This window comes from Brevibacillus agri (assembly GCF_004117055.1).
Lineage (GTDB): Bacteria > Bacillota > Bacilli > Brevibacillales > Brevibacillaceae > Brevibacillus > Brevibacillus agri.
Map to the genome: position 1 here is coordinate 3747889 of NZ_CP026363.1, position 18599 is coordinate 3766487.

General features: G+C 55.5%; 20 protein-coding genes. 12 read left to right on the plus strand and 8 right to left on the minus strand.

All coding sequences use genetic code 11. The features are described 5' to 3' along the window. Positions 1-37: 37 nt before the first annotated feature. The 3 genes from BA6348_RS18435 to BA6348_RS18445 form a co-directional block, all read right to left on the minus strand. Positions 38-679 carry a deoxynucleoside kinase gene (locus BA6348_RS18435; RefSeq protein WP_025848528.1) on the minus strand — a complete coding sequence of 214 codons (642 nt, stop codon included), beginning with the start codon at positions 677-679 and terminating at the stop codon, positions 38-40. Positions 680-839: 160 nt separating this feature from the next. Further along, the gene (gene splB / locus BA6348_RS18440; protein WP_026557011.1) at positions 840-1913 is read right to left on the minus strand and encodes a spore photoproduct lyase; all 1074 of its coding nucleotides are present in this window, start codon (positions 1911-1913) and stop codon (positions 840-842) included. An 80-nt stretch (positions 1914-1993) separates the two neighbouring features. Beyond that, entirely contained in the window at positions 1994-2203 is a 210-nt protein-coding gene (locus BA6348_RS18445) for a hypothetical protein (protein ID WP_035317425.1), read from the minus strand. Between the two features lie 140 nt (positions 2204-2343). Between BA6348_RS18445 and BA6348_RS18450 the strand changes: the two genes are divergently transcribed. Together BA6348_RS18450 and BA6348_RS18455 are read left to right on the plus strand one after the other, a co-directional pair. Next, complete coding sequence (locus BA6348_RS18450) at positions 2344-2868, plus strand: sigma-70 family RNA polymerase sigma factor (protein ID WP_025848525.1); 525 nt, start codon at positions 2344-2346, stop codon at positions 2866-2868. A gap of 6 nt (positions 2869-2874) precedes the next feature. Continuing rightward, the gene (locus tag BA6348_RS18455; RefSeq protein ID WP_242507372.1) at positions 2875-4212 is read left to right on the plus strand and encodes a DUF4179 domain-containing protein; all 1338 of its coding nucleotides are present in this window, start codon (positions 2875-2877) and stop codon (positions 4210-4212) included. 62 nt (positions 4213-4274) lie between these two features. Here BA6348_RS18455 and thiD read toward each other — a convergent pair whose 3' ends face one another. Beyond that, positions 4275-5069 carry a bifunctional hydroxymethylpyrimidine kinase/phosphomethylpyrimidine kinase gene (gene thiD / locus BA6348_RS18460; protein ID WP_122952656.1) on the minus strand — a complete coding sequence of 265 codons (795 nt, stop codon included), beginning with the start codon at positions 5067-5069 and terminating at the stop codon, positions 4275-4277. Between the two features lie 106 nt (positions 5070-5175). On the opposite strand from thiD, the gene BA6348_RS18465 reads away from it, so the two are divergent. The 3 genes from BA6348_RS18465 (at position 5176) to BA6348_RS18475 (ending at position 7130) form a co-directional block, all read left to right on the plus strand. Further along, positions 5176-5982 carry a sensor histidine kinase gene (locus BA6348_RS18465; protein ID WP_005827995.1) on the plus strand — a complete coding sequence of 269 codons (807 nt, stop codon included), beginning with the start codon at positions 5176-5178 and terminating at the stop codon, positions 5980-5982. Next, positions 5979-6629 carry a response regulator gene (locus tag BA6348_RS18470; RefSeq protein WP_005827993.1) on the plus strand — a complete coding sequence of 217 codons (651 nt, stop codon included), beginning with the start codon at positions 5979-5981 and terminating at the stop codon, positions 6627-6629. Before BA6348_RS18465 ends, BA6348_RS18470 begins: the two co-directional genes overlap by 4 nt. A 99-nt stretch (positions 6630-6728) precedes the next feature. Beyond that, positions 6729-7130 carry an SET domain-containing protein gene (locus tag BA6348_RS18475; RefSeq protein ID WP_005827990.1) on the plus strand — a complete coding sequence of 134 codons (402 nt, stop codon included), beginning with the start codon at positions 6729-6731 and terminating at the stop codon, positions 7128-7130. Between the two features lie 49 nt (positions 7131-7179). Here the strand turns inward: BA6348_RS18475 and BA6348_RS18480 are convergent, their stop codons facing one another. The 3 genes from BA6348_RS18480 to BA6348_RS18490 all read right to left on the minus strand — a co-directional run bounded on the left by BA6348_RS18480 (position 7180) and on the right by BA6348_RS18490 (position 9744). Next, positions 7180-7494 (minus strand): gamma-glutamyl-gamma-aminobutyrate hydrolase family protein, encoded by a 315-nt coding sequence (locus BA6348_RS18480; protein ID WP_122952657.1) that lies wholly within the window; start codon positions 7492-7494, stop codon positions 7180-7182. 80 nt (positions 7495-7574) lie between these two features. Then, positions 7575-8726, minus strand: a complete 1152-nt coding sequence (locus tag BA6348_RS18485) for a TIGR03943 family putative permease subunit (RefSeq protein ID WP_122952658.1) — start codon at positions 8724-8726, stop codon at positions 7575-7577. A gap of 13 nt (positions 8727-8739) precedes the next feature. Continuing rightward, positions 8740-9744, minus strand: coding sequence for a permease (locus tag BA6348_RS18490; RefSeq protein WP_007785036.1), 1005 nt, complete (start codon positions 9742-9744; stop codon positions 8740-8742). Positions 9745-9883: 139 nt separating this feature from the next. Here BA6348_RS18490 and BA6348_RS18495 point away from each other — a divergent pair, with 139 nt between their 5' ends. From BA6348_RS18495 to BA6348_RS18505, 3 genes are all read left to right on the plus strand, one after another. Continuing rightward, complete coding sequence (locus BA6348_RS18495) at positions 9884-10285, plus strand: ArsR/SmtB family transcription factor (RefSeq protein WP_005827982.1); 402 nt, start codon at positions 9884-9886, stop codon at positions 10283-10285. Between the two features lie 135 nt (positions 10286-10420). Further along, positions 10421-11467 (plus strand): flavin-containing monooxygenase, encoded by a 1047-nt coding sequence (locus tag BA6348_RS18500; protein WP_122952659.1) that lies wholly within the window; start codon positions 10421-10423, stop codon positions 11465-11467. Positions 11468-11494: 27 nt separating this feature from the next. Next, positions 11495-12460: a cation diffusion facilitator family transporter gene (locus BA6348_RS18505; RefSeq protein WP_005827978.1), complete on the plus strand. Its 966-nt coding sequence runs from the start codon at positions 11495-11497 to the stop codon at positions 12458-12460. 125 nt (positions 12461-12585) lie between these two features. On the opposite strand, the gene acsA is transcribed toward BA6348_RS18505, so the two are convergent. After that, positions 12586-14301 (minus strand): acetate--CoA ligase, encoded by a 1716-nt coding sequence (gene acsA / locus BA6348_RS18510; RefSeq protein WP_025848509.1) that lies wholly within the window; start codon positions 14299-14301, stop codon positions 12586-12588. Between the two features lie 162 nt (positions 14302-14463). Here acsA and BA6348_RS18515 point away from each other — a divergent pair, with 162 nt between their 5' ends. The 4 genes from BA6348_RS18515 (at position 14464) to BA6348_RS18530 (ending at position 18586) form a co-directional block, all read left to right on the plus strand. Further along, on the plus strand, positions 14464-15372 hold the full coding sequence (locus tag BA6348_RS18515) for a metallophosphoesterase (protein ID WP_005827974.1): 909 nt from the start codon (positions 14464-14466) through the stop codon (positions 15370-15372). A gap of 44 nt (positions 15373-15416) precedes the next feature. Then, entirely contained in the window at positions 15417-16451 is a 1035-nt protein-coding gene (locus tag BA6348_RS18520; RefSeq protein WP_122952660.1) for a PucR family transcriptional regulator, read from the plus strand. Positions 16452-16559: 108 nt separating this feature from the next. Next, on the plus strand, positions 16560-17675 hold the full coding sequence (locus BA6348_RS18525) for an ABC transporter ATP-binding protein (protein WP_005827971.1): 1116 nt from the start codon (positions 16560-16562) through the stop codon (positions 17673-17675). A gap of 134 nt (positions 17676-17809) precedes the next feature. Beyond that, positions 17810-18586, plus strand: a complete 777-nt coding sequence (locus tag BA6348_RS18530) for a Cof-type HAD-IIB family hydrolase (RefSeq protein WP_005827969.1) — start codon at positions 17810-17812, stop codon at positions 18584-18586. The last annotated feature ends 13 nt before the right edge of the window (positions 18587-18599 follow it).

The window sequence follows — 18599 nt, forward strand, 5'->3', positions numbered from 1 at the left end:
ACTCCTTATTGAAATACTTGCCAATCACACGGCATCGTTATGCCTGTTGCCCCCGCAGCTCCTGAATGCGCGGCAGGATGAGATCGAGCATATACTGCCGATCCTCTGGCCGATGGACGAAATCCAGCTCGTCACAGTTGAATTTGATGACAGGCGTATCCGGGTGGTGCTTTTCAAACTCGTCCATAAATTCGTTGTAATCGGCGATCAGATTTTCCATATAGCCCACATCCATCGTCCGCTCCACCTCGCGATCGCGCATGGCGATCCGCTTCATGACCGTGTCGATGGACGCCGTCAAGTAAATGACCAGATGAGCCTGCGGCAAATCTTCTGTCAGGATATCATAAATTTTGAGATACTTCGGGAGATTGTTGTCGGACAGCGTTCGTTTGGCAAAAATCGTATTTTTAAAAATATTGTAATCGGATACGACAGAAATGCCCTGGTTGAGATAGTGGGCGTGAATATCCTGCAACTGCTTGTAGCGGTTGCACAGGAAAAACATCTCTAGCTGAAAGCTCCACTCCGCGATGTTCTCGTAAAACTTTCCTAGAAACGGATTTTCATAAACAATTTCTTCCAATAATTGCAATTCGCAAGTGCGGTGCAGTTCCCGCGCCAACGAGGTTTTTCCAATACCGATCGGTCCCTCGACAGTTATTAATATGGACTTCATATACGCCTCTGTTCCTTTCGCCAAAATGAGAGCACTCCATATTTTAGCACGCGTACTTCCATTTGTCGAAACCATTCCTTTTCTGTCGCATGCCGCTTTTTTCCAATAAAAAAAACTGCTCCTGACGATCAGAGCAGTCGGTCGGACAAACGCTTTTGCGCTACGTAAAATACTCGATTTTGGCCTTGGGAAACAGTCTCGCAATCTCCCTCTCCAAATGCGCCTGCAAGGCTTTGGCCTGCACGTCCGGGTAGACGTACTTGCCTTTGCCGTACTTGCCCCATTTGTATTTGCGCTCCTCCTCGTTCATCGCCAGCTTGGTTTTCGGATAGCGCTGCAAAATCAAGTTTTTGGCAATTTTGGTGAAGCGGTGCTGGATCAGCTCAAAAGTCAGGTCGGCCAGCGCTTCCGGGACGAGCTGGTTTCGCAGCCGTTCCAGCAAGTCGGTGTAGCCTTCCTCCCATCCGTCAAACCAGTATAAGGGGGCCAAAATGAAGCCGAGCGGATAGCCTGCTTTTGCCACTTTGCCCGCCGCTTCAATTCTTTGCGCAAAGCTGGAAGTGCCCGGCTCGAAGTTTTTGATGACGTAATCGGCATTCATGCTGAAGCGAAAACGGGTATGCTTGTTATGTTTCGCATCGAGCAACGAATCGACGTGGTGAAACTTGGTAACGAACCGCAGACGGCCATACTCCTGTTCCCCCATAAATTCGATCGCTCGCTTCAGGTTTCCTGTCAAATGCTCGATGCTGACCGGATCGGACGTACAGGCTGCCTCGAATCGGGTAATCTCTCCCGGCCGTTCCTCGATGTATGTTTTCGCCTGGGCCAAAATTTCATCGGTATTGACGTAGACGCGAACGTACGGCTTGGACCCGATGTTCGTATTCAAATAGCAGTAGTGGCAATGCGCCGCGCAGCCTGTAGCCAGCGGAATCGCGTATTCCGCAGACGGCTTGGAGGTTTCGAACTTCAACGTTTTGCGCACCCCAATGACCAATGTTCGCTTGGCATTGCGGTACTTTTCCACCTCTGTCTCGCCGGGAATGCCGCGCACCTGATTGTGGCTGGTTGTCATTTGCAGCGGGATGCCTTCCGCTTGCAAACGCTGGTACAGCTCCTGGCCGAGCGGATAGTTCAGTGCGTTTGGCTCGACGAAAACGTAGTCGGGCACAAACAGGCCAGTTTTTTTCTGCCCTGTTTTCGCGGGTGCTTCCAGCAGTGTCGTCACCATAAGCGCAAGATCCCTCCCAGTGTGTAGTATGGCCTGCACAGTCGGACAAGCTTTCGAGGAGATCACTGGCTGCTCACGCTCTACAGCGTGCTTTTGAACTCGCGCAGCCACTGTCGCGCTTCCGCCGCCTGGCTGGACGGCACCTGCAGCGTGTACACATACCCGCCTTTTTTCGTTTCTCTGGACAACAGCCTGACCCGGATTCCTTTTATCTCCAAATATCGCCGGCACTCGCTCGCCACTCTAGGAAGCCCGTACGATTCATGAATCGTTACCCATTTGGTCCACATGCCTTCCCCCACCCTCATTGCTTCTTCCTTTACTGTAAGCAACAAGCAGGCAGTTGGTTCAAAAAAGACGCAGCGATTGCCGATTTTCCCAAAACTGTTTTCGCCTTTGCGCAGTCTAATACGTGTAGGAGGGGGAAAATGTGAATCTGGAACAACTTGTCTCGCAAGCCAGGCAAGGAGACGACGAAGCTTTTTACCAGTTGATTTGCCAGCAGCAACAGCAGCTGTACAGCGTGGCTTACGCCTTTTTGCGCAACGAACTGGACGCGCTGGAGGCGATACAGGAAGCGACCTGCCGTTCCTATCTCCGCTTGTCTCGCCTGAAGCAGCCCGCGCATTTTCGCACCTGGCTGACACGCATTCTCATCCACGTATGTCTGGACGAGCTGAAACGAAAAAAACGGTTTGCCCCCGACTTTCCCGATGGCGACGGTCTGGCGGACCCGGATCGCAAGCAGTGGGAGCACACGGCGGACAAACTCGTTATCGAGGAAGCGCTGGCCAAGCTTACGCCTGCTTACCGCAGCATCATCATCCTGAAATATTTTGAAGATCTGACCATTCGCGAAATTGCGTTACGGCTCGGCCATCCGGAAGGAACGATCAAGACCTGGCTGCACAAGGCGTTGGCTACATTGCGAAAAGAACTCGGGAAAGGCTGGTGAATGTATATGGATATCGAAAAAACAGAGGGTCAGACCGACGCGCACGTACCGCCGCACATCGAGCACTACATTCGCTCTGGCATCGCCCAGGCCAAAAGCCTTCAACGCAGACGCCGCCGCAGCCGTCTGGTTCGCCTCTGCTCGGGAATTGCGACAGGGTGTCTGCTCCTGGCCTTTGTGTTCTCGGTGCGCCTCTCCCCGGCGGTTGCCGCTTATGTCAGCCACATTCCCGGGATGGAAAAGTTCGTCGAGCTGATTCGCGATGACAAAGGGTTGCAGCGGGCTGCCGAGCACGAGATGGTCCAGGACATCGGCACAGGCGGCTCGCTTGCAGGCATCACGTTCACGATCGACCAGGTGCTGACCGATCAGAAGCGGATGCTGCTGTTTTACACCTTGAAGCACGAACGTAGCGGCCAAAAGGTCGGGATGCGCAAGCTGGAGCTGTTTGACGCCTCCGGCAAGGAGTGGGAGCACGGAGCGAGCTGGTCTAGCATGGACGTGGAAGCGAACGAGGAGCAAAAAAACCGGATTGATATTTTTCTCCCGGAAACAAGCGAAGTACCTGACGCGCTGACAGCCAAAGTGACGCTCGACCTCGACGGCGTAGAGCTGAACCCTCCGCTTGCGATTACGTTTCCGATCGACCATAGCAAATACACGACATTTGAGAAAAAAGTGGTTCCTGTCGGAAAAAAAGTGACGGTGGACGGACAGACGTTTACCATCGAGCAAATGACGGTGTTCCCTACGCAAACAGAAGTCAGCATCCGCTTCGATCCGGGCAACTCCAAACATATTTTCGGCTTTGACGATCTGCGGCTGGTGGATGAAAACGGCCAGACGTACGCTTTCTGGGGAAATGGCGTGCCGACGCGTGACAACGGGGAAAACGGCAAAGTGTACAATCTGGAAAGCATCTATTTTCTGGAGCCGCAAAAGCTGTTTTTGAAAGCAAACGGGATTCGGGCGCTGGACCGCGACAAGCTGCAGGTGGTAATCGACGCGAAGACGCAGAAGCTCGTCAAAGCACCCGATGCCAGGCTCAAGCTGACTGCGCTGCGCCAGGTCGATGATGTGGTCGGCATGGACTGGGAGCTGGAAGTCGAGGAAGCGGACGCGCATCGCTTCATCCATTTGGGCAGCGACATCACGGACAATCAGGCGAATAAATACGACTACGTCCAGGGAAGCTCGTCTTCGCGCGATCCGGCGAGGCGTCTTCAGACGTACAGCCTGATTTACCAAAGACTGACGAAGAACGGCGCCCCTGATTTCTACACTTTTACCCTCACGGACTATCCCGCTCGTTTGCAAGGCGGGTTTACCGTGCAAGTCAAATAGCAAAATGGCCTCGCAGAGAATTTGCTCTCCGCGAGGCCATTTTGTTGTCGCTCGCCTTCGCTTTACTCCACAACCGCCCAGTGATTGGTCGGACCGTGGCCGCCGCCCAATTGCGGAGCGGTCCTGATCGCTTCGAAAATAAAGCGGTTCGCTTTTTCAACCGCAGCCACGAGCGGCGTATTTTTCGCCAGCTCTGCCGTCAACGCAGCGGAAAACGTGCAGCCCGTTCCGTGCGTATGCCGGGTATGGATGCGCTCATGCGACAACTCGAAAAAGTCGCGGCCGTCAAACAAAATGTCGACGACGGTATCACCGTCGAGGTGGCCGCCCTTCATCAAGACGTTGCGCGCTCCGAGCGCATGAATCGCGCGGGCGCCTTCGCGCATATCGTCCGGGGTGCGAATCGTCATACCTGTCAGGCACTCGGCCTCCGGCAAATTCGGCGTCACGACTTCCGCGAGCGGCAGCAACTCTGTTTTCAGCGCGTCAATCGCTTCGTCCAGGAGCAGCTTGGCCCCGCCCTTGGCGATCATCACCGGGTCTACGACCAGCTTTTGCAGACTCGCGGCGCGCACCTCTGCCGCCACTGCGCGGATGATGTCCGCATCAAACAGCATTCCCGTCTTCGCCGCATCCGCTCCCAGGTCGCGCAACACTTCGCGCATCTGCTGGGCCACCGCCTCTGTCGGCAGCGGATACACCCCGGCCACGCCCAACGTATTTTGCGCCGTAATCGCCGTAATCGCGCTCATTCCGTAAACGCCGAGTTGGTGAAACGTCTTCAAATCGGCCTGGATGCCCGCTCCGCCCCCGCTGTCTGATCCTGCTATCGTCAATGCTCTCGCGATTGTATGCATGAATCTCCCTCCTGCTTTCGCCACCTTTTCTCCTACGAGTATATCATCCGCTTGTCCCATTCGGTATACTTAGGAGTGATGACCAACCGCAAAGAAGGGATTTGTTATGTCGTATCGCTTGTTTTACTGGCTGACCGTGCTCATTCCCACGATCATTATCGGGGGCTTCGAATTTGTTCGGCACGATTTTTTGCTGCCTTATATGTCCATGGAAACGGGCAACGTATATATTACTTTGCTGACGCTCTTGTTGTCTTATTTGTTCGCCACCTGGATGTTTCGCACGATCAAGCAGATGAACGCGCGGATCGTCGAGGAGCAAGCCAGGAGGGCCGTGTACGAGGAGCGCGAGCGTTTGGCCCGGGAGTTGCACGACGGCATCGCGCAATCTTTGTTTTTTCTCAATGTCAAGCTGAAGCAGGGGCATTTGGATGACGCCAGAGTAGCGGTTTCGGCCATCGACAACCACGTGCGCCAGGCGATTTTCAACCTGCGCTCGTTGCCGGAGGAAGGCAGCTTCGACCAGCGGCTGGAAAAATGGCTGACGCAGTGGAGCGCGCTGTCCGGCGTCGATGTCGCAGCGGATTTGCGCGTGAAGGAAAGCTTTTTCACCCCTGCGGAGGAAGTGCAACTGTTCGGAATCATCCAGGAAGCTTTTGCCAACATCCGCAAACATGCGCAGGCCAAGCATTCCTGGATTCGACTGACGACAGGCGAGCCGCGGAGCTGGCAGCTCGTGATCGAGGACGACGGCGTGGGAATTGCCCATACCAAGCCAGACACGAAAAAATACGGCTTGTCGATGATGCGCGAGCGGGCGCGCCAGTTGAACGCCGCAATTGACATTCAAAAACGGGCAGACGGCGGCACCATCATTCGCCTGACAGCCCATCCTGGAGGTTTTTCGCAATGAACGCATACCGTGTGCTGATCGCTGACGACCACCCGATGGCTCGCATGGCGATTCGCTCGCTCTTGGACCCGGACCCTTCGTTTGAAGTGATCGGCGAGGCCGAAAACGGCGAGGAAGCTTTTTTGCTCTGTGGACAGTTGCAGCCCGATCTGGTGCTGATGGACATCAACATGCCGAAATGGAGCGGCCTGGAAGCGACCCGCGAGGTGAAAAAAGCGTACCCGCACATCAAGGTCGTCATCCTGAGCGTCTCGGATGACGTCGCAGACTTGATTACCGCGATTCAATTCGGCGCGCAAGGCTATTTGCTGAAAAACTTGGAGCCAGACGACTGGATCAACTACTTGCACGCGTTGCTTGGCGAAGACAGCGAGCTGACGCGGGAAATGGCAACCCGGCTGATGTACCGGTTCAGGCAGGAGGAGCACGTGGACGATCTGGTGCCGGATGTGCTGACGCCGCGCGAACGGGAAATCGTCATGTACGTCGGAGCCGGAAAGACGAACAGGGAAATCAGCGAAGCGTTGATTATCGCGGAAAACACGGTGAAAAACCACCTGAAAAACATCCTGGAAAAGCTGCAATTGGCCAATCGCGTGCAGCTCGCCGCCTACGCGGTGCGCCACCATCTGATTATGAAAAAGTAAGCTCCCAACCGAAAACAGTTGCTTTCCGCGCCAACCACTGTCATCCTTAGAAGGACCCGTTTTTACGATACCAGACATGAAGAATGGCAGGTGAACCACATGCTCGAAGTCAAGACCTCCAAGCTGAGCAACGGAGAATTAAACAGAGGCGTTTTCGCCATGCGCGACTTTGCAAAAGGCGAATTGCTCCATGAAGCTCCGGTTCTTCCTTATTTGAACGAGGAACACGAGCACATTGAAAAAACGCTTTTGGCGGACTACGCCTTTGAATACGGTGCCAACCATACCGCGTTTTTGCTCGGCTACGGCATGCTATTCAACCATTCCTACACGCCAAACGCCACGTACAGCATCAATTTTGACAACCACACGTTCGATTTCTACGCCTATCGCGACATTCAGGCGGGCGAAGAGATTTTGATTAACTACAACGGCGATGAGGATTGCGACGATCCGCTCTGGTTTTACGAAGAAGAGCAGTCCGGCAATAAAAAGGAATAGGCAAGCGCGATCAACAGGCAGGGGAGCTTTTCCCTTGCCTTTTTGTTTTTTAGCCCGTGTTGGCAGCCAGCGCCGCCTCCAGCAGCTTCAGTTCGTATTCGTCGCGTTCCGGCGCAAGCGCCGAGCAGCGCATGTCAATCCTGGCCCCGTACCGCACCGGGTCGATATCCTCTCCGCCCGCCAGCACAATGCCATCGACCGCCGCTACAAGCTCTTGGCAAGCATCGAGATCCCCGACAGGAATCCCGAGCGGAATCGCTCCTGCTTTTCGCACGGCATCCAAATAGTCGTGCCCGATGACGCTAAAGCCTTGTCCGGCCACTCCCCGCAGCTTCCCGCCGAAGCCTTCATGCGGGTTATCCAAAGCTCAGCAATCTCGCCCTGTTCTGTACAAAAAAATGACTCCGCCAGATTAACTGGCGAAGCCCATGGTAAACACGATTTTTATGGGGTGATATCTGCCGCCTCGTAGCTGTAGTACACATACGGATCTTTCGGTGCCTTGACCGCCTGGATTTTCGCATCTTTCAGCACGAGCATGTCATAGCCGTCGACCTGGCGCAGCTCCAGCTTGCCCTGCACCTTGACCCAACTGTCCTTCGCCCATTTGCCTGCGTCCTCGCTCTCCACGAGAATGCCGAAGACACTGGCGTCCGCCGTGCAGCACGTCACCGAAAAACGCGCCACGACGAATTGCTTGTCGCCAAGTCCAGGCTCCCTGTAGACAAAGCCGAGCGTTTCGAGCTGTTTTCCCGCGAAGTCTTTCGCGTACAGCTCGAGCGTAGTGAGGCCGTCCAAAAAGATTTTGTCATGAAGCGAGATCACGGGCTGCCTGTACATGGAAGCGGCGATGTCGGTGTAAAAATCGCCGAAGCCCCCGCCCGAAAAGTATCGCTTCAGCTCCTCGTCCGTCATGGACGGACTGGCGCCAGAAGCAGCCTGTGCTGTGCCACTTGCTGTCGGGTTCGCAGCCGTTGCGTCTGCGGGCACTGCTTGCTCTATCGCTTGCGGCTGCGCGGATTGCTGTGGCGTCTGTTGCTGATCGCCCTTCTGGCCTTCGCCTGTTGTTTCCACCACGACTGGCGCATTTGCCTGCTGTGATGGCGATGCGTCCTCGCCTGTCTGCTCTGGCGGTGCAGCCTGGCCGCCCTGCTCCCTGGACGGCTGGGACGTTGCTTCTGGTTGCCCAGCTCCTGTCGCCACTGCCGCCAATTTTCTGGCGTCGCTGCTGAGCAGAGTAACCCCGCGGTTTTCCGCTACGGCGCTCCCCAATATTTTATCCGGCATGAAAAAGCCCATGAAGATCGGCAGCAAAAACAGGCTGTAGATGACAAGCGAGCCCCAGCGCGTGCGCGGCACCTGGTGCGCTTCCTCGCAGTCGCACTCGTACGCCCGGTTTTTGCTGAACAACTGGCGCACGCTCACAATGGTCAAAATGACGAGAATGCCTAGCGTGACGTAGCTGAGCATGTGCAGCTTCGGCGCGAGGTAATGCCCCAGCTTTTCCGTCCAGATCAGGTAGGACAACAGCGCGGCGAACCCTGCCAAAATCAGGCTGCGCATCAAATAGTGTCTGGTCCAGTTCGTCTGTTCCATTTCTTTCCTCCCCCTAGATCGGCATCAGCATCGTAACGGCCAACACCAGTATTGTAATGGCGACGACGAGCTTGACGACAAATCCGAAGCGGAACGTGCCGAGCAGCATCAGCGTCGTTTTGAAATCAAGCATCGGTCCAAAGACGAGAAAAGCGAGCAGCGAGCTGCTTTGAAACGTGCCCGAAAACGATGCGGCAATAAAGGCATCCGCCTCCGAGCAAAGCGAAAACAAGTAAGCCATGCCCATCATGACCAGATGGGACGTAATCGGCGTTTGCCCGATCTCCACCAAAATGTCGCGGCTCATGAACACTTGCAGGATGCTGCTGACCAACGCCCCGAACAGCAAAAATTTGCCCATGTCGAAAAATTCGTCAACGGCATGCGCAAAAGTTGCCGACAGCTTGCCCCGCATCGCTTCGCTATGGGCGGCTTCGTGGCGAATTTGCGCCTCTGTCCCGAGCCGCAGCGGGTTCTTTTTCACAAACAGCCAGACCAACAAGCCGACGGCCAGCGCGACGAGAAAACCGGCGACTCCCCGGTACAGCGCCATATCCGGCTGCCGCGCGAAGGCGATGTACGTCGAGGAGAGCACGACCGGATTGACAATCGGTCCGGCGAGTAAAAACACGACGCCGACGGATACGGGCATCCCTTTTTGAATCAGGCGGCGGACAACCGGGACGATCGCACACTCGCACACCGGAAACAAAAAGCCGAGCAGCCCGGCAATCGGTAACGCGACGAGCGGATGTTTTGGCATCCAGCGCCTAACCTGCTCTTCCGAGACAAACGTCTGAATGAAGGCGGAAAAAAACACGCCCAGCAGCACAAACGGGATGGCCTCCAGCAAAATGCTGAGAAAAAACGTTTTGACATCGAGCCAACGCGGCGACCATTCTATGCGAAAGCCGGAAAACCAGCTATTCTGGCTGCCAGTGGTAAGCCAGACTACACACAATCCAAGAAGGACGGCCCCTATAATCTCTATGAGGAAATGACGAATTTTAGCAATCACGTAAGCTGTCCACTCCTTTTAGCAAATCGTCATCATTCCTAATTAGATACTCCTTGCGCACTTTCCTCCTGGTTCCCGTCTTTTTTTCCGTCCCTTTCCGTTTTATAATGGATAAAACCGACTGTGCGGGGGGAAGAACATGGAGCTGGAATTTCAGCGTGCTGCTGAAGAAGGAGACGTTTGCGAGATCCAAACGGTCGATGAAGCGAAGGTAAACAGGCTGCGGCCGAAGATGAGCGAAACAGAAGGCGTCGCCCCTTTGTTCAAGGCGCTGGCTGACGACACGCGCGCGAAAATCATTTACGCCCTGGCGCTGGAGGGCGAGCTGTGCGTGTGCGATGTCGCGGCCACGATCAACAGCTCGATTGCCAACACCTCCCACCATCTGCGCTTGCTGCGCAACATGGGGCTTGCGCGGCACCGCAAGGACGGAAAGCTCGTCTACTACGCCCTGGACGACGACCATGTTCGCCATCTGATTATGTGCGGGATCGAGCATGCGGCCGAATTGAAGCAATCGAAAAAGACAGCTCGTTCTTGATTAGTTCCATTGTGGCTCGTCACATTTGTGGCGGCTTTTTTTATTGTTTTTACCTAACATTCAAATGATTGTTTGAATATAATAATGAATGTGGTATGATTTAGGTAAATTCCCGGCCGAAAGAAGGGGTCTCCCATGCACGACTACGAAGTCATCATCATTGGCGGCGGCCAGTCCGGCCTTGCGCTGGGCCATTTTTTGCAGCAGCGGCAGGTACGCTTTGTCATTCTGGACCAAAACGGACGCGTCGGGGACAGTTGGCGCAAGCGTTACGACTCCCTCGTGCTGTTTACCTCGCGCAAGCACAATGCCCTCCCCGGCCTGGCCTTTCCCGGAGAGCCGCATACCGTTCCGACGAAAGACGAAGCCGCGGACTATCTGGAGCTGTACGCCAGTCATTTTCAATTGCCCGTCCGTTTGAATACGGCGGTCGTCTCCGTCGAGCGCACGGCATCGGGCTTTCTCGTGCAGACAGGGCACGAAGCGCTGCGAACGAAAAACGTCGTCGTCGCAACAGGCCCGTTTCAATCGCCTTACATCCCGCCGTTTGCCGGGCATTTGGCCCCCGATGCCGTCTCGCTCCATACGGCGCACTACCGAAACGAAAGCCAGCTCCCCGCCGGGCCCGTCCTCGTCGTCGGCTCAGGCAATTCGGGCGCGCAAATCGCCGTGGAGCTGGCCATGCACCGCCCCGTCATTTTTTCCAGCGGACAGCCGCGCGTTCATCTGCCTTTGTACGTTTTGGGCAAAACTATTTTTGACTACATGCAGTTGTTTGGCTTGCTGGACGCCCCGCGCTCGTCGTGGGTCGGAAAGCAACTGATGAAACGACCTGATCCGATTTTTGGCTACCAAAAACAGATGAAAGCTCTGGCAAAAACTGGCGCCATGCGCATCGCGGCCAGAACCGTTCGCCTTGCGGACAAAACCGCCTTTTTCGTGGACGGCGGGCAGGCGAGCTTCCAGAGCGTTTTATGGGCGACCGGATTTCGCCCCGACTACGGCTGGCTGTCCATGGCAGACGTACTCGACCCAAGCGGCTGGCCGCGGCATGATCGCGGTGTCACAGCCGTGCCGGGACTGTTTTTTCTCGGGCTTCCCTGGCAGCATACACGCGCCTCCGCGCTCATGGGCGGCGTGGGAAAAGACGCTTTCTTTCTTGCTGAACAACTCGTCCGCTAAAGCGACCCAATAGAGGAGGGCAACACTATGGGATTCCACCATCACGACCACGGAGATGGACACGACCATCATCACCATGGAAAAGGAGCGAGCAAAAAAGCGCTGTTCACTTCTTTTCTCATCATCACGGTGTTTTTGATCGTCGAGACGATCGGCGGCTTTTTGACCAACAGTCTTGCGCTTTTATCCGATGCCGGCCACATGCTGAGCGATGCCCTGGCGCTTCTGCTCAGCCTCGTTGCCTTGCACTTTGCCGCGCGTCCCCCTTCGGCCAAAAAAACGTTCGGGATGCAGCGTTTTGAAATTCTCGCTGCCTTGACAAACGGCGTCACGCTCGTGCTGATTTCCTTGTTCATTTTCTGGGAAGGCTTCCAGCGCCTGCTCCAGCCTCCCGAGGTGGCCAGCGGAAAAATGATCGTCATTGCCGCCATCGGTTTGCTCGCCAATATCGCCGCTGCCTTCGTCCTCATGCGCGGCGATTACAAGGACAACGTGAACGTGCGCAGCGCCTACCTGCACGTTCTGGGCGACATGCTCGGCTCTGTCGGCGCCATTCTCGGCGGCATCCTGATGCTCGCTTTCGACTGGTACATCGCCGACCCGCTCATCAGCATTATCGTCGCCTTCCTGATCTTGCTCAGCGCCTGGCGCGTCACCAAGGAATCGGTCAACATCTTGCTGGAAGGAGCGCCCTCCCGCCTCGACACGACAAAGGTGGAAGCGCGCCTGGGCCAGCTCGACGGCGTGCGCAAAGTGCACGATCTGCACATCTGGACGGTCACTTCCGGCTTTGACTCGCTGACGTGCCACCTCATCGTCGAGGACGGCTTGCCGAGCTACCCTGTCCTGGATGCGGCGCTGGAGCTTTTGCAAAAAGAATTTGGCATCACGCACGCGACGATCCAGATTGAGAACTCTTCAATCTCGCACGGCAAGCTGCATTGTCAGGGAGGGGCGCGGGGGCATGTGCATGAGCACGGACACTCCCGCTGAACACGCGAACTCACACGTTCACGCACACCGCCATAACCACGAACGTCCCATCTCCAAGCCCCGCCCCACTGAGCAAAAAAAGAACCATCTCCCTTACCAAGAGAGATGGTTCTTCGTCTGTTCGCCTAGTCTTCCATCGTGGACAGGTCGCCTGTCGGCAGGCCCAGCTCCCACGCCTTGAGGACGCGGCGCATGATTTTTCCGGAGCGCGTTTTTGGCAGCTTGTCGCGGAACTCGATTTCGCGCGGTGCGGCGTGGGCTGCCAGCCCCTCCTTCACGAACTTGCGGATGTCGTCCATCAACGCTTCGCTCGGCTCGTAGCCCGCGCGCAGCGAGATGAACGCCTTGATAATTTCGCCCCGCAGCGGATCGGGCTTGCCGATTACCCCTGCTTCGGCGACTGCCGGATGCTCGACCAGCTTGCTCTCGACCTCGAAAGGACCGACGCGCTCGCCGGACGTGTTGATAACATCGTCAATCCGGCCCTGGAACCAGAAGTAGCCTTCCTCGTCCTTGTAAGCCGAGTCGCCCGACACGTACCAGCCCGGGATGCTGAAATATTCTGCGTATTTCGCCGGGTTGTTCCAGATTTGTCGCATCATCGACGGCCAGCCGACGCGGATCGCAAGGTTGCCCATCCGGTTTGGCGGCAGCTCGTTGCCTTGGTCGTCGATAATCGCCGCGTAGACGCCCGGGACAGGCTTGCCCATCGAGCCTGGCTTGATCGGCATGCTGCGGTAGTTGGAAATCAGTTGGCCGCCAGTCTCTGTCATCCACCAGTTGTCGTGGATGCGGTGGTTGAACACGCGCAGTCCCCAATACACAACCTCCGGATTGAGCGGCTCGCCGACGCTCAGTACATGGCGCAGGCTGGACAGATCGAAGCGCTTCACAACCTCATCGCCTGCGCCCATCAGCATGCGGAACGCGGTAGGCGCGCTGTACCAGACCGTTACTTTATATTTTTCAATCGTTTTATACCAGTCTTCCGGAGTGAATCGTCCGCCGCGAATGACGTTCGTGACGCCGTTCAGCCACGGAGCGAAAATGCCGTACGAAGTGCCTGTCACCCAACCCGGGTCGGCTGTACACCAGTACACATCGTCTTCTTGCAAGTCCAGCACCCATTTTCCTGTCTGGTAGTGCTGAATCATCGCGTTGTGGACGTGCAGCACGCCTTTTGGCTTGCCTGTCGAGCCGGACGTGTAGTGCAAAATCATGCCGTCCTCGCGATCCACCCACTCGATCTCCAGCTCCGAGGATGCTTTTGCCATCGCTTCTTCAAAGCTGACTTGCCCTTCCGCAAGCTCCTCTTTTGCCCCGACAATAATGACGTGCTTGAGGGCTGGCAGCTCGGATACCGGGATGCGCGGCAGCAGCGCAGGAGTCGTCACAATCGCGGTCGCTTCGCTGTTTTCCAGACGGTCGCGCACCGCTGCTTCCATAAATGCCTCGAACAAAGGGCCGACAATCGCACCGACCTTCAGCGTTCCTAAAACGCTTACATAAAGCTCTGGGGTACGCGGCATGAAGACGAACACGCGGTCGCCTTTTGCGATTCCCAGGTCACGCAGTACATTTCCGAATTTATTGGACAGCTCGCTCAGTTGGGCAAAGGTGTAGGCTTCTTCCCGGGTCAAATCGCTGTACAGCAGCGCGACCTTGTCCTTGCGCTCGGTAGAAAGATGGCGATCAATGGCTTCATAAGCCATATTCACTTTTCCCGTCTCATACCAGGAAAATTGCTTTTCGACATCCTTCCAGTCAAAATTGGCGTACGTCTCGTCGTAATTCTCCAGGTTGAATCGGCCTTCTGTCGCCGGAATTTTTTCTACGTTCATGCTCTCACTCTCCTAAACCCCTTAATGGATTCTTCACTACGCAACATTCATAATATTTCTGCACTTTTCGCTAAATTCCTTCTGCCAGAACCTACTTATTCGAAAAGCGCAGAAATCGAGTATAATGACACTACCTTGGGGATAAAGGAGATGGCCGAAGAGATGTTATGGTTTTTACTGATTGTCGCTGTCGCCTTGCTCTTTGTCAAAGCGTATCGCAATACATTCGATGTCCATACCAACTATGTTTCCATTCCGCTGCAACCGTCGCAGCATATAGATGATCGGCAAGACTTCGAACCGCTCTCTGTCTTGCATCTGTCCGATTTGCATATGGAAAATTTGTCGATTGACCCGATGCGGATCGTCCGCGATTTTTCCGGGCAATCGGTCGATTTGATCGCGATTACCGGAGATTTGCTCGATCGCCATAAAAACATTCCGAAAGCAGTCGCCTACGTCGAGCGGCTGATGCAATTGCAGCCTGCGCTCGGTACGTATGTCGTTTTTGGCAACCACGACTACGTTCTCTCGCCGCCAAAGCTGGCGCAACTGAAATCGGAGCTGACGCGGATCGGCTGCCGCGTCCTCATCAACGAACATGTGACGGTCGACCATAAAGGCCAGCCGCTGCACATCATCGGCGTCGACGATTACAGTACGCGCCGCAGCCAACTGGAAAAGTCGTTTCAAGCCGTTCCCGCGACAGGCGTGCGCCTCGTTCTCACGCACGACCCGAATATCGTCTTGCATATGAAAGATTACGCCTACGATTACTTGCTGGCCGGACATTTTCACGGCGGGCAAATTCATTGGCCGCGTCCTTACCACCTCGCCAAAATGGGGAAGTTGCCGCGGCTGAACATGGTCAAAGGGCTGCATGAGATGGACGGACGGCCGTTCTACATTAGTGAGGGCCTGGGGCAAACAGGGCTGAACGTCCGCCTCCGCTCTCGTCCGGAAATGACACTGCACACGCTAGGCAGCGCAAGCCTGCTTGCGGTCCCAGAGGCAACGGCAGCACAGCCTTCCGCTTTGCAGGAAAGCGCCGCCACGCTTGCCTTGGAGTAATGTATAATAGACCTACGCAAGAGTTTGTAACGGAGGTCTTCGCTGTGGAAAAATGGATGAAGGAAGTCGAGCAAATCAGGCAGGTTACGAACTTGCCGATCGTTTGCGTGAAAGTTTGTGAACACGAGATCAGCCAGACTCAGCAAGAATGGGAGCAAAAAGGCTGGGAACTTGTTTCGCTTGCGTCTGAGCACGATGCCGCCTACCTCGTGCTGATTGAAGCGATGCAGTGGCCCGCGTCTTCCCGTTCCTTGCTGAGTCTGTTTTTTTCCCGTCCCGAAGAAAAAGCGCCCCCGACGCTGCACGAGCAGATTGCGGTATGGCTGCAATCCATGGTCACAGGATTGCGCCAGGCTCCCCCTGAACGTCTCGATGCCCGCTGGCCGTGGAAGGAAGAGCGCCTCGTCTTTTTGATCGAGCGCAACCGGACGGAAGGCACAGGCACGTGGGAAGCGTTGCAAAGCTGTTTGCACCCGTTTTTCCGCGAAACGGCTGCCTACGCGCCAAAAGCGTCGAGCCTCGCCTTTTTTGCATTGAGTCATGCTTATTCTGTCCTGCTGCTCCCGATCTCAATCCTGGAGGGCGCAAAGGAGCGGGCTGACTTGCTGGAATGGGCATCCGGCCTGTACGACCTGATCTCGACCGAATGGATGGAGCCTGTGCGCATCATTGTCAGCGCGCCCGTGGCTGCGCCTTCCTCTCTGGAAAAAACGCTCGCCGGGCAACTGCTGTTGTCCCGCGCCTTGCATCAATACCGGGCACAAGTGATGGTCGCGGGCGACTGGATGTATCCGTTGGAGCGCTGGGCTGCTTCTCTGCCTGCGGAAACGGCGAAGGCGATTGCCCGCGAGCTTGCCGCTCTCATGTCTGTGCCGCAAATCAGCAGCGAGCAGCGCGAAACGTTGGAGACGCTGTTCGCGCGGCAGCTCAATGTCAGCGAGACAGCCCGGCAGCTTTTTTTGCACCGCAACACGCTCTTGTACCGGCTGGACAAGCTGACGGAACAGACGGGCCTTGATCCGCGCCAGTTTCCTGACGCCGTTTTGCTCCAGCTCTATTTGCTCTTTCGGCAGCATTAACAAAACATTTTGTACATTTCATCCATAGTCTAACTGTCTAAAAATTGTTACTCTTGCAAAAAGTCATCCGAGAATTGCTCCCCTATCATTCAAGGAGGTGCCTCTTCCATGGCAAAAGTGACACTGAACCACATATACAAGCGGTACGGCGGAAATGTAACGGCAGTAGATGATTTTCACCTGGAGATTCAGGATCGGGAGTTTCTCGTCCTCGTCGGGCCGTCCGGCTGCGGAAAATCGACGACGCTGCGGATGATTGCCGGGCTGGAGGAAATCTCCGAAGGCGATTTGTACATAGGCGACCGCCGCGTCAACGACGTCGCTCCCAAAGATCGGGACATCGCGATGGTATTCCAGAGCTACGCGCTCTACCCGCACATGAACGTGTATGAAAACATGGCATTCGGTCTGAAGCTGCGCAAGTTTTCCAAAAGCGACATCGACAAGCGGATTCAGGAAGCAGCCCGCATCCTCGACATTTCCCACCTGCTGGACCGCAAGCCAAAGGCGCTTTCCGGCGGCCAGCGGCAGCGTGTCGCGCTCGGACGCGCCATCGTGCGGGAGCCGCAAGTTTTTTTGATGGACGAACCTTTGTCCAACCTCGACGCCAAGCTGCGCGTCCAGATGCGCACAGAAATTTTGAAGCTGCACCAGCGGCTGAACACGACGATCATCTACGTGACCCACGACCAGACGGAAGCGATGACGATGGGCGACCGGATCGTCGTCATGAAGGACGGCCTGATTCAGCAAGTGGCGACGCCGAACGAGATTTACAACCACCCCGTCAACCTGTTTGTGGCGAGCTTCATCGGCTCCCCGGCGATGAACTTCGTCAAAGGGCAGCTTTCGGAACAGGACGGCGCCCTGTACTTCGATGCGGAAAACATCCACGTCCGCTTCCCAGAGGACAAAGCAAGAGTTTTGCGCGACAAAGGCTATGTAAACAAGCCGGCGATCTTCGGCATCCGCCCGGAGGACATTTACAGCGATGCCGCTTTTATGGAGGCCAATCCGTTCGAAAGCTCGCTTGAGGCGCAGATTGAAGTCGTGGAAAACATGGGCTCCGAGCTGTACGTTTACTTCCATAATATCGGCCAGACACAAATGGTCGCCCGCGTGGACTCTCGCGAAGATTTGAAGCCGAAAATGACGGTCAAGCTCGCCATGGATCTTTCCAAATGTCATCTATTTGACAGCGAGACGGAAGTGGCTGTATTCTAATAGCAAAGTGAAAAGGAATGTCTTTTCCGGCATTCCTTTTTCTGTTGTCCTCAACCGTTTTTCGTCCGTGGCGGCTTCTGTACTGCCGCTGCTTTTTTATGGCTACAAATAGAGAAAGAGTGGAGAGAGCAAACATGGCCTACAAAATTGTCTTTTTCGACATCGACGGCACTCTGTTGAACACGGAGCACGCGATTCCGCCAGCAACCGTGGACGCTGTGCGCAAGCTCAAGCAAAACGGCATCCGGGTTGCCATCGCAACTGGCCGCTCGCCGTACCACCTGATGCCGATCGCCCGGCAGCTCGGGATTGATACGTTTGTCGGGTTCAACGGCTCCTACGTCGTGAACGAACAAAAAGTCATTCACCATACTCCGTTTGCCACGACGACATTGGCCGAACTGGAGCAGATGGCAAACGGAAACGCGCATCCGATGGTGTTTTTAAGCCATGAAGAGTGCTATGCGAACACATCCGATCACCCGCACGTCCTCGACTCGTTCGACTTTTTGCGCTTGCCCGCTCCGGCCCATCACCATCGCTACTGGGAGGTCGCTCCGATCTATCAGGCGTTTTTGTATTGCACCGCCGAAGAAGAAGCGCTCTATACGGAAGGTTTCGAGCAAGTGTCGTACGTGCGCTGGCACAAGCACGTCCTCGACATTTTGCCAAAAGGCGGCTCGAAAGCGCGCGGCATCGAAGCGATCCTCAAGCACGAGGGCCTCACTCCCGCTGACGCCGTAGCGTTCGGGGACGGACTCAACGACAGGGAAATGCTCTCCTACGTCGGAATGGGCGTCGCCATGGGAAATGCCCATGAAGAATTGAAGCCTTTTGCCAAGATGGTGACCCGTCATGTGAACGAAGACGGCATCCGGCACGGCTTGCTGCAACTTGGACTCATCAATTAGGAAGGACGTTGAA